We start from the raw sequence: 14,220 nt of genomic DNA, 5'->3' as shown, positions 1-14,220 counted from the left end.
TTGCAGAGAAGATACAAAAACAGGGAGGTGATTATTTATTCGCTGTAAAAGGAAATCAGGGGCGGCTTAATAAAGCCTTTGAGGAAAAATTTCCACTGAAAGAATTAAATAATCCAGAGCATGACAGTTACGCCATTAGTGAAAAGAGTCACGGCAGAGAAGAAATCCGTCTTCATATTGTTTGCGATGTCCCTGATGAACTTATTGATTTCACGTTTGAATGGAAAGGGCAGCCATGGACAGAAAGTATCTGGCGTCAGTCCTTGCGGGGAGCGTGCTTTCGTAATCTTGCCCTGCTACAACAGGATTAACTTCACAAACATCATTTGCCAACGTCTACACTTACTCCTGTAAACCGTTCAGGAGCAGTAATGAATCAGCAACGATTTGATGAAAGCACTCTAATCCGTATCTTCGCGCTTTATGAGTTACATCGACTGAAAGAACATGGCTTAACGCGCGGGGCGCTCAACGATTATCACAGCCGCTATAAACTCGTCTTTCTGGCCCATTCCCAGCCGGAATACCGCAAACTTGGCCCGTTTGTGGCTGATATTCACCAGTGGCAAAATCTGGATGACTATTACAACCAGTACCGCCAACGCGTCATTGTTTTGCTTTCTCACCCCGCCAATCGGCGCGATCATACAAACGTTTTGATGCACGTTCAGGGGTATTTTCGCCCACATATTGATTCCACAGATCGCCAGCAGCTGGCGGCGCTTATCGACAGTTATCGCCGTGGCGAGCAACCGCTTCTTGCGCCGCTGATGCGTATCAAACACTATATGGCGCTTTACCCTAACGCCTGGCTTTCAGGGCAGCGTTATTTCGAACTTTGGCCGCGGGTGATTAAGTTGCGCCATGCAGGAGTTTTATGACTACCCATCTGGTCTGGTTTCGTCAGGATTTACGTCTGTACGACAATCTCGCGCTTGCTGCCGCCTGCCGCAATTCGTCTGCACGCGTGCTGGCGTTGTATATCGCTACACCACGCCAGTGGGCGGCGCATAATATGTCGCCGCGTCAGGCTGAATTTATCAATGCACAACTGAACGGGCTACAAATCGCGCTGGCGGAAAAAGGCATTCCTTTGCTGTTTCATGAAGTGGATGACTTTGCCGCCAGCGTCGAAATAGTTAAACAGGTGTGCGCGGAAAATCGTGTTACCCATCTGTTTTATAACTATCAGTATGAGGTGAATGAGCGGGCGCGGGATGTGGAAGTTGAAAGAGCGCTGAGTAACGTGGTGTGTGAAGGGTTCGATGACAGCGTGATCCTGCCGCCGGGGGCGGTGATGACTGGCAATCATGAGATGTACAAAGTCTTTACGCCTTTTAAGAATGCCTGGCTGAAACGGCTGCGGGAAGGGATGCCGGAGTGCGTCGCTGCGCCAAAAGTTCGGAGTAGCGGATCATTAGATCCCGCGCCATCTATTACGCTGAATTACCCTCGTCAGTCTTTCGATACCGCGCATTTCCCGGTGGAAGAAAAAGCGGCGATTGCGCAATTACGCCAGTTTTGCCAGAACGGTGCGAGTCAGTACGATCAGCAGCGTGATTTTCCGGCAGTGGAAGGCACCAGCCGTTTGTCTGCAAGCCTTGCAACGGGTAGGGTATCGCCTCGCCAGTGTCTGCATCGCCTGTTGGCGGAACAGCCGCAAGCGCTGGATGGCGGGGCTGGTAGCGTCTGGCTTAATGAGCTGATCTGGCGCGAGTTCTACCGTCATTTGATGACGTATCACCCGTCACTGTGTAAGCATCGCCCCTTTATTGCCTGGACCGATCGCGTACAGTGGCAAAGTAATCCCGCGCATTTAAAGGCCTGGCAGGAAGGCAAAACGGGATACCCGATTGTTGATGCGGCCATGCGTCAGCTTAACAGCACTGGCTGGATGCATAATCGCCTGCGGATGATTACTGCCAGTTTTCTGGTGAAAGATTTGCTGATCGACTGGCGGGAAGGCGAGCGATATTTCATGTCGCAACTGATTGATGGTGATTTGGCAGCCAATAACGGTGGCTGGCAATGGGCGGCTTCTACTGGAACCGATGCTGCACCGTATTTCCGTATTTTCAATCCGACAACTCAGGGCGAGAAATTTGACCACGAAGGTGAGTTTATCCGCCAGTGGCTACCAGAGTTGCGCGATGTGCCAGGGAAAGCGGTGCATGAGCCGTGGAAGTGGGCAGATAAATCAGGTGTGACGCTGGATTATCCGCAACCGATAGTCGATCACAAAGAAGCGAGAGTACGAACGTTGGCAGCGTATGAGGCGGCGAGGAAGGGGAAATAACAGACGCGTCAGGCAATCTTGCCCGGATGCCGGATACTGCGTGAACGCCTTCTCCGGCCTGGCAAATAGTGCAAATTCAATATATTGCAGGGACATCCAGGCCTGATAAAACGCAGCGAGCGTTTTATCAGGCATCGGTGCTGGCCTGTTAAGACTCCAGCGCCAGCGCGCGGTTTCTGAACTTAAGCGCCTGATACAGCCAAATCATCAGTACCAGTCCTACACACGCCAGTGCACCCCAGGTGATTTGATCAAACACTTCAATATATGCATTGATGGAGTAGTTGATCGCTCCGGAAGCATCAAACGAAGCTTGCGATGTCTGATCGGCAATCACGCCCGCCAGATAGTTCGCAATCGCGCCGGAAAGCAGCATATAAATACCGGTTAATACGCCGGTCACGCCGGGGATTTCAATGCGCGTAATCTGCGACATAGCAACCGGGTCGATAAACAGTTCCGCAAATCCCATCACCGCCAGGCCTAACACCATCAGTGGCAGAGAAGAGTGACCATACATAGCGGACCAGCGGGCGCTTAAGGTCAGAATGCAGAATCCGGCGCTCATCAGGCCGAGGCCAAGAGCAAATTTTCCCCAGATGCGCACGGTACGATTACCTGCGACGCTCTCTTTAACTACCCACGCCAGGAACACACCGCACAGCATGACCGCGAAGGCATTAATCGACTGGAACATAGCGGTCGGAACGGTATAACCAAACATATCGCGGTTAACGAAGCGGTCAATATAAAGGCTAATCGAGCTACCCCCCTGTTGTGCGAAGGCCCAGAACAACATGCTGAAGAAGGTGAGCGTCACAATCAGCCCCAGCTCCTTACGCTGTTTCTGGTTTTCTGCTTTGCGATAAATTTTTGCCAAAACGCCAAGGCCAATGATAGTCGCGACAATCAAGGCGTATACCGACCACTCTTTCCAGAACAGTACGGTAATCAGCGCAGGTGTTGCCACCAGCAGAACCAGCAGCCATCCCCAGTTAGGCAGGAGAAAGTTTGTCGCACGCAGTACGTCTTTGTTAACGCCACGGGTATGAGCAAAATGACGATTGCCACATAAGAAGATAACCAGACCCGCGATCATGCCAACCGCCGCCAGACCAAAGCCCATCGCCCAACTGTACTCTTCCTGGGCGTAGCCACAGGCGATAGGTGCGATAATAGACCCCACGTTACCCGCCGCATACATCAGCGAGAAACCGCCATCACGACGCGGATCGGTTGGCTCATACAGTTCGCCGAGCAGACAGCTTACATTAGATTTAAACAGGCCATAGCCACAAACGATAATCGCCAGGGACAGATAGAGGAATGACGGATGGATCTCACTGGCACCCAGCACCACATGACCGATCGCCATCAACAACGCCCCCAGCATCACCGCCATGCGATTGCCGAGAACTTTATCCGCCAAAAAGCCACCGAGGATTGGCGTGACATACACCAGCGAACAGTAGGCGCTAAATAACTCGTAGGCGTGAGTATCGTTGTATTTTAGTTGATTGGTGAGATAGAGAATCAGCAGGGCACGCATGCCGTAAAAGCTAAAATATTCCCAGATTTGCAGCGCAACGACATAGTAAATAGCGCGCGGCTGTGATGCGTGTTTATTCATAATAATTCCACAATTGACTGCAACGTCACGTAATAGTTGCGCGGCGTGCTTGTGTTTCCTTAAAGTTAAAACTTTGATACAGATCTGATTATTTGTGCAATATGCTGTCTGATTGCATAAATATACATTAGCTGAAGCGTGATGATATAAACAATTTGCGTCTTTTGGCGTCGGGTTTGTTTCTTAATATGTCAAAAGATTGGCTATCGACGAACAGGCGAGGTAACGCTATGTTAACGGTGTAGCTATCAGAATACGGAAGGCGCGAAGATGAAAAACACCGAACTGGAACAACTGATTAACGAAAAACTGAACAGCGCGGCGATTAGTGATTACGCGCCGAATGGTTTGCAGGTGGAAGGCAAAGAGACGGTGCAAAAAATTGTTACCGGTGTCACCGCCAGCCAGGCTTTGCTCGATGAAGCGGTGCGTCTGGGCGCGGATGCGGTCATTGTGCATCATGGTTATTTCTGGAAAGGGGAATCGCCAGTAATTCGCGGTATGAAGCGTAACCGCTTAAAAACATTGTTGGCGAATGATATCAACCTGTATGGCTGGCATTTGCCGCTTGACGCACATCCGGAGCTGGGCAATAACGCACAGCTGGCGGCATTACTTGGGATTACGGTCTTGGGTGAAATTGAGCCGTTAGTGCCGTGGGGCGAACTGACTATGCCTGTGCCGGGACTGGAACTAGCCTCCTGGATTGAAGCGCGTCTGGGACGTAAGCCGTTATGGTGTGGCGATACCGGACCTGAGGTGATTCAGCGCGTCGCCTGGTGCACGGGCGGCGGGCAAAGTTTTATCGATAGCGCCGCGCGTTTTGGCGTGGATGCTTTTATTACTGGCGAAGTTTCTGAACAGACCATTCATTCAGCCCGCGAGCAGGGATTGCATTTTTATGCTGCGGGTCACCATGCCACTGAACGCGGTGGTATTCGCGCATTGAGCGAGTGGCTGAATGAAAATACCGATCTTGATGTGACCTTTATTGATATTCCTAATCCTGCATAACGAATAATCAGAGGGATCGAAAGTGCAACGAGCGCGTTGTTATCTGATAGGTGAAACGGCGGTAGTGCTGGAGCTGGAACCGCCGGTGACGCTGGCTAGCCAGAAACGGATCTGGCGACTGGCGCAGCGTCTGGTGGATATGCCGAATGTGGTTGAAGCCATTCCTGGCATGAACAATATCACGGTGATTTTACGTAATCCTGAGTCGCTGGCGCTGGATGCCATAGAGCGTTTGCAACGCTGGTGGGAGGAGAGTGAGGCGCTGGAGCCGGAGTCTCGTTTTATTGAAATTCCGGTGGTTTACGGTGGCGCAGGCGGACCGGATTTGGCGGTGGTCGCGGCGCATTGTGGATTGAGCGAAAAACAGGTTGTTGAATTGCACTCCTCTGTGGAATACGTGGTCTGGTTTTTAGGTTTTCAACCGGGCTTCCCGTATCTCGGGAGTTTGCCGGAACAACTACACACGCCACGGCGCGCTGAACCGCGCTTGCTCGTTCCGGCAGGTTCTGTCGGGATCGGCGGGCCGCAGACCGGTGTTTATCCGCTGGCAACGCCGGGCGGCTGGCAGTTGATTGGTCATACCTCACTCAGCCTGTTTGATCCGGCGCGTGACGAACCCATCTTATTACGTCCGGGAGACAGCGTGCGCTTTGTACCGCAGAAGGAGGGAGTATGCTGAAGATTATTCGTGCGGGCATGTATACCACTGTGCAGGATGGCGGTCGTCACGGTTTTCGCCAGTCGGGTATCAGCCACTGCGGCGCACTGGATATGCCTGCGTTACGCATTGCTAACCTGCTGGTGGGTAATGACGCCAATGCCCCCGCGCTGGAGATAACGCTCGGTCAGTTAACGGTAGAGTTCGAAACTGATGGTTGGTTTGCCCTGACGGGGGCAGGTTGCGAAGCGCGGCTGGATGATAATGCCGTCTGGACTGGCTGGCGATTGCCGATGAAAGCAGGCCAGCGTTTAACGCTTAAACGCCCGCAGCACGGGATGCGCAGTTATCTGGCGGTCGCGGGTGGTATTGATGTTCCGCCGGTAATGGGGTCATGCAGTACCGATCTCAAAGTGGGGATTGGTGGGCTGGAAGGCCGTTTACTGAAGGATGGTGACCGACTCCCGATGGGTAAATCGAAGCGTGATTTTATGGAAGCGCAGGGCGTTAAACAGCTGCTGTGGGGCAACCGCATTCGCGCCTTGCCGGGGCCGGAATATCATGAGTTCGATCGCGCCTCGCAGGATGCATTCTGGCGCTCGCCGTGGCAGCTTAGTCCGCAAAGTAACCGTATGGGTTATCGCTTACAGGGGCAAATTTTAAAACGCACCACCGATCGCGAACTGTTATCTCATGGTTTGTTGCCGGGCGTGGTGCAGGTGCCGCATAACGGCCAGCCGATTGTATTGATGAACGACGCACAGACCACCGGTGGTTATCCGCGTATTGCCTGTATCATTGAGGCTGATATGTACCATCTGGCGCAAATTCCGCTCGGTCAGCCGATTCATTTTGTCCAGTGTTCACTGGAAGAGGCACTGAAAGCACGGCAAGATCAGCAACGTTATTTCGAACAATTAGCGTGGCGGCTGCACAATGAAAATTGACCTGAACGCCGATCTGGGCGAAGGCTGTGCCAGCGACGCAGAGCTATTAACGCTGGTTTCCTCTGCCAATATTGCCTGTGGATTTCATGCAGGCGATGCGCAAACCATGCAGGCTTGCGTGCGTGAAGCAATAAAAAATGGTGTTGCGATTGGCGCTCACCCGAGTTTTCCCGACAGGGAAAATTTTGGTCGCAGCGCCATGCAGCTGCCGCCAGAAACCGTTTACGCCCAGACGCTGTATCAAATTGGCGCGCTGGCAACGATTGCCCGTGCTCAAGGCGGCGTAATGCGTCATGTCAAACCGCACGGCATGTTGTATAACCAGGCGGCGAAAGAGGCACAACTGGCAGACGCCATCGCCAGAGCGGTATACGCTTGCGATCCGGCATTGATTCTCGTCGGGCTGGCGGGAAGCGAGCTGATTCGTGCAGGCAAGCAATATGGCCTGACAACGCGCGAGGAAGTGTTTGCCGATCGCGGTTACAAGGCTGACGGCTCGCTGGTGCCGCGAAGCCAGCCAGGCGCGCTGATTGAAGACGAAGAACAGGCGCTTGCGCAAACGTTGGAGATGGTGCAACACGGCAGAGTCAAAAGTATCACCGGCGAATGGGCAATGGTCACGGCGCAAACGGTCTGCCTGCATGGCGATGGAGAACACGCACTGGCGTTCGCCCGCCGACTACGCTCTACATTTGCCGAAAAGGGGATTGTTGTCGCAGCATAACCCCGCTTAAATAAAGAATGAAAAAAGGATATCACCATGCCTGAAGGCCCGGAAATCCGCCGCGCAGCGGATAACCTGGAGGCGGCGATCAAGGGCAAACTCCTGACGGATGTCTGGTTTGCCTTCCCGCAGTTAAAACCGTATCAATCACAACTTATCGGTCAACACGTTACCCATGTGGAAACGCGAGGTAAGGCGTTGTTAACTCATTTTTCCAACGGGTTAACGCTCTACAGCCATAATCAGCTTTACGGCGTCTGGCGCGTGGTTGATACCGGCGAAGAGCCGCAGACCACGCGAGTATTGCGGGTAAAACTGCAAACTGTCGACAAAACCATTCTACTTTATAGCGCCTCGGATATTGAGATGTTGACTCCGGAACAACTGACCACGCATCCGTTTTTACAACGCGTTGGCCCCGATGTACTCGACCCGAATCTGACGCCGGAGGTGGTGAAAGAACGGTTATTGTCGCCGCGCTTTCGTAACCGTCAGTTTGCTGGATTACTACTCGATCAGGCGTTTCTGGCTGGGCTTGGCAATTATTTGCGGGTGGAGATCCTCTGGCAGGTGGGGTTAACCGGCAATCATAAAGCGAAAGATCTCAATGCGGCGCAACTGGATGCACTCGCACACGCGTTACTGGAGATTCCTCGACTTTCTTACGCTACGCGGGGGCAGGTGGATGAGAATAAACATCATGGGGCGCTGTTTCGCTTTAAGGTTTTTCATCGTGATGGCGAACCGTGCGAACGTTGTGGCAGCATCATTGAGAAAACCACGTTGTCCTCGCGCCCGTTTTACTGGTGTCCAGGCTGCCAGCACTAGGCCGACCGCTTCGGCGCATAGGTTGAAATAAACCGCGCAATGGCTGGCCCCGTCAGCAAAATACTGAACAGGCGTAGGGTTTGCATCGCCATAATAAGCGCCATATCGGCATTGCTCCCTGCGGCGATGACCGCCACGGTATCAAGCCCGCCGGGACTGGTGGCGAGGTAGGCAGTCATAAAATCAATATGCATAAACCGGGTCAGCCCCCACGCCATACCCGCACAAATAGCCAGCAGAGCAAAAATCGACAGCAGGATTTGTGGCAGTGGACGCAATGCTCGCAGTAATATTTGTTTATCGAAACCAAGACCAATCCGCCAGCCAATTGCCATATAGGCTATCGCCAGAAGCCATTCCGGTAGTTCGATGGTTATGTACTCACCAGACTGGAGCAGCGCGCCTGCCAGCATCGGGATGAGCATCGTGCCGGAAGGAAGACGTAGCAAGCATCCCGCCGTACCGGCAGCGACCGCGAGCAAAATTGTAAGCAGGAGATTAATGCTCACTGGCGGGAACCAGACGATCTGCTGGTTAACCGCTTCAGCGTTATCACCCAACATCATCCGCGTAACCAGTACCGCCGCCCCCGCGACGAACAGCACTCGTAGGTATTGCATAAACGCCACCAGACGAATGTCTGCGCCGTAATCCTGTGCCATAGCAACCATCGCAGCCGCGCCGCCTGGCGAAGAACCCCAGGCACCGGTATTTCCAGGCAGTGAGCTATAGCGCACCAGTAACCAGCCCACGATGGCACTGGAAAGCAGCGTCACGAGTAAAATGGCTAGCACAATCGGCCAGTTAACGGCTAGCGTGGTGAGAATCGAACCAGTGAGGTTTTGCGCAATCATGCAGCCAAGAATGGCTTGGGCGGCGAGAAAAGCGGATCGGGGAAGTTGCAGAGTAATTCCGCGCATACTAAAGATGATTCCGGCGATCATTGGCCCAAGTAATAGTGCCGCCGGAAGATGTACCGCGAGGAAGCCAATAGAAAGGAGAAGTGAAAGCACACATAACATTCCCCACTGCAAAACTGGCATCCTTCGCTTCCTCATTATTTTCTCTTTGGTGTATCGATACAGCATAAAGAAAGCCGGGCCAGGAAAAAATAACAGCAATCAAGGAAAAGGGGAAAATCAGCAATTTTCTGAAAGAGATGCCCTTTCGGTTGCAAAGGGCATCATGGGAAATTAGTTATAGTTAATCTTAAAAAGCACCACGGTATCGAAGGAGCCAGCCTCAATGGGAGTGCCGGGAATAGACGAAAGTTCAGCCGTATAGGTTTTTTCGTAGATCAGCATGTCACTGGTGAAGTCGGCATATTCGCTGTATTTGTTGAAAGTATAGGGTGAAGAATTTTCATCCAGCAAACGTAGTTTCAGACCATTACCAATCAGCAGTGCTTTATCCTCTTCAACCAACGTTTCTTCGGTATAAAACGAGGAGCTGACTTTGAATCCGTCGGTACATTGATCGTTTTGTGATTTTGTCGTTTTAATACCGAATGTTTTTGTCATGTTGTGTCGCCGGATATCCAGTACATTAAATTTACCAAAATCAATGACCTGGTTGGCTGGGGTAATAGAAAAATTGACGCTGCAATCCAATACCCGAATGTTTTCCAGACCGGTAATATGATATTTCAGGTTTTGGGCGGTTGGGTCCTCATTAACGCTTCCTTCGCCATCAAATTGCACCACAATGTAATCGCTGAGCGTGCTTTGATAATCATGCGGCGGTATCTCTCGTATCTTGACGTATAACCGCATGCGAGCGAGAAACGTACGCGACATATGAATATTATTGGGATCACCAGAGCAAATTTTGTTCTGCCATCCCATCGCGATGATCTGCTCAGGGGTATAAATATTAATGTTTTTGCTGTCGATGCACTGGTTAGTGTCGATGCGGCTTTTTCCCTGGTTAGCATCATAATCAACACCATTGTAAGTTACGCCGAGTTGATAATAGCGATCCTGAATTCCCGGGTACGGGTTTACCCAGGCGTAGACATGCTCGCTCTCAAAGTTGCCGTTGGTATTGTTGTCACAATAGACGGGAATTTTAATATCGTCAGACTCCCAGATCTTATCGCCGGGTTTGGCATTCCCTGGTACAGCAAATGGTTGAATAGATTCCGATTTTTCTACCGAACCACCGGATGAACCAAAGTAACAGTTCAGGGCAAGCGCAGATTTTAACGGTAGAAATAACAGACAGATGATGAGCAACAATCCCTTGCCAGCACTCATTTCTTCGCCTCCACAGCCTGTAAACGGCATTGCCCGTTACAGTTGAGCGTTGTCATGCGTAATGCGCCATAATCATCCATATAACCGAGATAAAACTGGCTGCCACTATAATTTCCAGTGGTTGTGCTTACTGTACTAAAAGGCGCAATCATCACAGTTTTGAAGCCCGGGAGAACGCTTTGCTCATTTCGCCCAAGATACGCGATGGTCAGATAATAGCCAGTAGGGTTTTTTAAGCTAAGCTGATTGCCCTGCTGGCTGACCTGTAACTGCAGTTCGACCTTTTCTCCTGCTTTCTTGCGTAATGCAGACGGTCGCCAGAACACCTTGATACGGCTCTGGATGGCGACTTGCAGAACGGCATGGTCGCTGTTTTTTTCCGGGGCGGGAGGAATTTCACGCATATTGTAGAAAAATAGCGTTTCGCGATCGCCCGGTAATTTCGCGGTCGAGGCTTGCTTGACTATCCGCACCTGCGTTGTTGCTTTCGGTTCCAGACGTTGTATCGGTGGCAGGGCGACCAGAAGATCGTCGCTTTTCTCCCCTTTTTCATTTTCGAGCCAGGAATAAGCGAGGTAGGGGAGTTTATCGCTACGATTATCTACTCGCAGACTGGTAGCTTTATCATTAGCGTTAAACACAATGCGAGTGCGGTCGGGTTGTAGTGCAGCGTGGCTACACAGACTGGTAACCAACAACAAAAGGGGAAGTCCTTTCATAAATGTCATTTTCATTTCCTTAATTAATGACAAGGTAAAATCAGGCGATTTGCGGTGTCTTCCATATGTTCAGGAAGATGGATCGAGCAACGCTGACTATCACCCCAGACCACGGTAAACTTTTGATTCTCAGCGACTCCGCTTAACCAGGCGTGTCCTTCCTCGCCAACCATCCCCACGCTAATGCTGCTGCCATCCTGACGGATATCCGCACCGAGGGGAGGGAACTGACCGCTGGCGTTGCGAATGATGACGTTAATGTCTTTACCGGAACGGGATGCCAGTGATTTGTAACCTATTGCGCCTTCAATCCACGTTTCTTTGATGACGTTTTCTGTCACCGTCACGCCGTCGGGTAAGTCGTTCATGTTCACGGCCACGGTGGAAGGTTGATAACTGGAAACCAGCGGTACCACTGCAATGCCAAAATGGTTGGTGTAGTCGAGATTGCCCTGAACCGGAATATCTGCCACGCCATCGGTGCTGACCATCAGGCGTGGTTCATTGGTGGAGCTGCGGCGATGGAAGGCTGCACCATATTGCGTCGCCGTGAAAGAACCACTCCAGCTGCTGCTAACAGAACTGTAGTCATTGGCAGCATAAGTACCAGAAAGATCCCACTCACCCGCTGAACTCAGGTGCTGATAGTTACCGCTCACCTGGGCTCCATTGTCCGGACGGTCGGATTGTAGTCCAGCAGACATCCCCCAGCTATTTCGTTCATCCAGCGTATCGTTCCACGACATGCGGTGTGTGGTGCTGTGGCTACTGTTTTGCATGTCATAACCGACCCGACCACCGTTACCGAAGGGAAGCGAAATCGACAGGTAAATCTGGTTGTCGCGATCTTTATCTTCGTAATGGGTTGTATTGAATGACGTCGAGATCGAGATATCTCTCCAGTTACCAATATCAACATTAAAACCCGCCGTGATGTTGGCGGTCGTGGAGGCGTCTGCATTCCACCAGGTTTGATGCAGCAGGTTGGCGTACAGATTGAGGTTCAGTGGGGTAATCGGTTGCCCCACGGATAAGCTGATCGTCTGTTTTTCGTCCTGCGCATCGTTGTCGTTGTATTTGTGATCCAGATAGTTGGCGTAGCTGTGAAAATGACGATCTGAGAAGCGATAAGCGGCGAGCGAAATCGTGCTGTTAGTGGCATCCACTTGTTTGCTGTAATTAAAGCGGTAACTTAAGCCCCGCTCGTCCTGCTGAGTATCAAACTGACTACTGGCCCAGGTGACATCAAACGACAATGCACCAAGCCAGAGCATATTTTGCCCGATACCCATTGCGGCAGAATGGTAGTCGTCACCCGAAATCAGCAGGCCGCCGTACAGCGAGGTATTTGACAGCATCCCCCAGGAAACTTCATTGCTAAAAAAGGTTTCATTTTCAGTTTGATGAGACATAGATGTTCGCGGCTGACCGGCAGCAAGTTTATAGCGAACCTGCCCCTGGCGCGTAAGGAAAGGCGTCGATGCTGCCGAAACCTGGAAATTGTTCACCCGACCATCTTCTTCCGTCACTTTGACATCCAGCGTCCCCTGGACGGACTGATTCAGATCATCAATGATAAACGGGCCTGGCGGGACTTTTTTCTGGTAGATGACGCGGCCTGATTGACTGATCGTCACCGTGGCATTGGTTTGTGCAATACCGCTAATTTGTGGAGCGTAGCCGCGCAGTTCCCACGGTAACATCCGGTCGTCACTCGCCAGTGCCGCGCCGGTATAAGAAAAACCGTCGAAAATATTGGAACTAAAATCCGTTTCGCCGAGGGTTAATTTTGAACCTAATTGCGGTAGCGGGCGAAAAAGATAGGTACGTGATATTTCGCCTGACTGCTCATGGTTATCATCGCCATCATTTTGATTCAACTGATAGTCACTGCGTAAGCGCCATGCCCCCGCGTTAATTCCGGCTGTTCCGTAGGCGTTAAGATTAGTGCTGCTGCTGCCATCCTGTGGGCGGTAGCTGCTGGCAAACAAGTTGTAATCCATTAGGACACCGGGGACACCTTCTTTCCATGTGGAGGGTGGAGTCCAGTTATCTGAGTGCCACGCCAGCCAGGCCTGTGGGATGGTGATATTCAGTTGCTGACTGGCCTGATCAAAATTGAAGAGCATTTCTGGTCGGGAGCTAAAATCGACGCACTGATTAATCAGGGGTAACGACTGACGGACTTCAGGTTTTAAGCCAAATTTATCGACCAATAAATCATTGATGCACGGAATGGTAGTGTCACCCTTTTTTTGCCAGTTAATTTTTTGCCCATTACTGATTTGGTTATTATTTACCGCAACGCTGACAAAATATTCACCGGGAGCAATGACACCTTTTTCCTTTAATAATGAAATATCAATGCGCTCACGCATCGATTTGTCGAGGACATTCAGGTTGAATTCAACCGCCATGGCGGAAGGCATCGCCATGACCAGGCAGGATACAAAAGAGAGTCGATAAATATTCACGGTGTCCATACCAGATAAATATTTTAAGAAAGGCGGCAGTGATGCCGCCCAATAACGCTTATTTATAATCCAGTACGTAGGTTGCATTCGCTGTAACAGCCCCTGCCGTTACTGGTGTCGCTTGATCAATTTGTTCCATCCAGGCAAAGAAGTTCAGTGTTTGTTCACTGGACGTTGGTGCGAGGTCGATATCCGGAGAAGCAGTGCCTAAAATGATATTGCTTTGATCCTTATTCATTAAACGCACGCCGACACCGGTGGCTTCGCCAGTGCTGGTATTGTTGAGTATCGGATCTGCGCCAGTGGTTTTCGCTGAGCTATCGAAGGTGACCGCGACTTTAGAAATCTTGCCACCGGAACCGTTATTAGAGTTTTCCAGGTCGCAGTTGATTAAACGCAGGTCGACAGCAACCGCATCGCTGTGATGAGACTGATTAATGTGGCTGGTGGTCACCTGACCTAGCTCAATTTCTTTATCAATATCATCATGATGTATTTCACATGGTGCTTCTATAACTTCACCTTTAAAGTGAATTTCACCAGAACCTTCATCAGCTGCATAAACCGGTGCAGTGAATAACAGAGATACGGCCAATGCGGCCAATGTTTTTTGTCCTTTAAACATAACTGAGTCCTTTACAGAAATAGAAAAAGTATAGCGATATCAGAATATCT

At 51.0% G+C, this 14,220-nt stretch carries 13 protein-coding genes and 1 pseudogene; 8 read left to right on the top strand and 6 right to left on the bottom strand.

The window, feature by feature from the left end:
• The 3 genes and pseudogenes from HEN33_RS17575 to phrB form a co-directional block, all read left to right on the top strand.
• Positions 1–230 (top strand): annotated as a pseudogene (locus HEN33_RS17575) (ISAs1 family transposase); the annotation flags it as partial.
• Positions 231–371: 141 nt separating this feature from the next.
• Positions 372–881, top strand: coding sequence for a YbgA family protein (locus tag HEN33_RS17570; protein WP_176262499.1), 510 nt, complete (start codon positions 372–374; stop codon positions 879–881).
• Positions 878–2,296 carry a deoxyribodipyrimidine photo-lyase gene (gene phrB / locus HEN33_RS17565; protein WP_176262498.1) on the top strand — a complete coding sequence of 473 codons (1,419 nt, stop codon included), beginning with the start codon at positions 878–880 and terminating at the stop codon, positions 2,294–2,296. Before HEN33_RS17570 ends, phrB begins: the two co-directional genes overlap by 4 nt.
• Before the next feature lie 148 nt (positions 2,297–2,444).
• Here the strand turns inward: phrB and dtpD are convergent, their stop codons facing one another.
• Complete coding sequence (dtpD, locus tag HEN33_RS17560) at positions 2,445–3,926, bottom strand: dipeptide permease DtpD (protein ID WP_001032684.1); 1,482 nt, start codon at positions 3,924–3,926, stop codon at positions 2,445–2,447.
• A gap of 270 nt (positions 3,927–4,196) precedes the next feature.
• On the opposite strand from dtpD, the gene ybgI reads away from it, so the two are divergent.
• From ybgI to nei, 5 genes are read left to right on the top strand one after another with little or no spacing between them, the layout of a single operon-like run.
• The gene (gene ybgI / locus HEN33_RS17555; protein WP_000798863.1) at positions 4,197–4,940 is read left to right on the top strand and encodes a radiation resistance protein YbgI; all 744 of its coding nucleotides are present in this window, start codon (positions 4,197–4,199) and stop codon (positions 4,938–4,940) included.
• Positions 4,941–4,962: 22 nt separating this feature from the next.
• Positions 4,963–5,619, top strand: a complete 657-nt coding sequence (gene pxpB / locus HEN33_RS17550) for a 5-oxoprolinase subunit PxpB (protein WP_001188343.1) — start codon at positions 4,963–4,965, stop codon at positions 5,617–5,619.
• A complete protein-coding gene (pxpC, locus tag HEN33_RS17545; RefSeq protein ID WP_000912727.1) occupies positions 5,613–6,545 on the top strand; it encodes a 5-oxoprolinase subunit PxpC in 933 nt (310 codons plus the stop codon). The genes pxpB and pxpC overlap by 7 nt, the downstream gene beginning before the upstream one ends.
• The gene (gene pxpA / locus HEN33_RS17540) at positions 6,535–7,269 is read left to right on the top strand and encodes a 5-oxoprolinase subunit PxpA (RefSeq protein ID WP_088541576.1); all 735 of its coding nucleotides are present in this window, start codon (positions 6,535–6,537) and stop codon (positions 7,267–7,269) included. Before pxpC ends, pxpA begins: the two co-directional genes overlap by 11 nt.
• A gap of 36 nt (positions 7,270–7,305) precedes the next feature.
• Positions 7,306–8,097, top strand: a complete 792-nt coding sequence (gene nei, locus HEN33_RS17535; RefSeq protein WP_176262497.1) for an endonuclease VIII — start codon at positions 7,306–7,308, stop codon at positions 8,095–8,097.
• Here nei and HEN33_RS17530 read toward each other — a convergent pair.
• From HEN33_RS17530 to HEN33_RS17510, 5 genes are all read right to left on the bottom strand, one after another.
• The gene (locus HEN33_RS17530; protein ID WP_001354852.1) at positions 8,094–9,140 is read right to left on the bottom strand and encodes an AbrB family transcriptional regulator; all 1,047 of its coding nucleotides are present in this window, start codon (positions 9,138–9,140) and stop codon (positions 8,094–8,096) included. The two genes, nei and HEN33_RS17530, sit on opposite strands and share 4 nt — an antisense overlap.
• 150 nt (positions 9,141–9,290) lie before the next feature.
• Positions 9,291–10,352 (bottom strand): fimbrial protein, encoded by a 1,062-nt coding sequence (locus HEN33_RS17525; RefSeq protein ID WP_115739398.1) that lies wholly within the window; start codon positions 10,350–10,352, stop codon positions 9,291–9,293.
• Positions 10,349–11,080: a fimbrial biogenesis chaperone gene (locus HEN33_RS17520; RefSeq protein ID WP_000143540.1), complete on the bottom strand. Its 732-nt coding sequence runs from the start codon at positions 11,078–11,080 to the stop codon at positions 10,349–10,351. Before HEN33_RS17520 ends, HEN33_RS17525 begins: the two co-directional genes overlap by 4 nt.
• A 14-nt stretch (positions 11,081–11,094) precedes the next feature.
• Entirely contained in the window at positions 11,095–13,554 is a 2,460-nt protein-coding gene (locus tag HEN33_RS17515) for a fimbria/pilus outer membrane usher protein (protein WP_176262500.1), read from the bottom strand.
• 49 nt (positions 13,555–13,603) lie between these two features.
• Positions 13,604–14,170: a fimbrial protein gene (locus tag HEN33_RS17510; protein WP_000472411.1), complete on the bottom strand. Its 567-nt coding sequence runs from the start codon at positions 14,168–14,170 to the stop codon at positions 13,604–13,606.
• Between the last annotated feature and the right edge of the window lie 50 nt (positions 14,171–14,220).

Origin of the sequence: Escherichia sp. 94.0001 (assembly GCF_013369155.2) — a bacterium.
Taxonomy (GTDB): Bacteria; Pseudomonadota; Gammaproteobacteria; order Enterobacterales; family Enterobacteriaceae; genus Escherichia; species Escherichia coli_F.
Note: the sequence above shows the minus strand (reverse complement) of the source record. Positions and strands in the feature narration are given on the sequence as shown.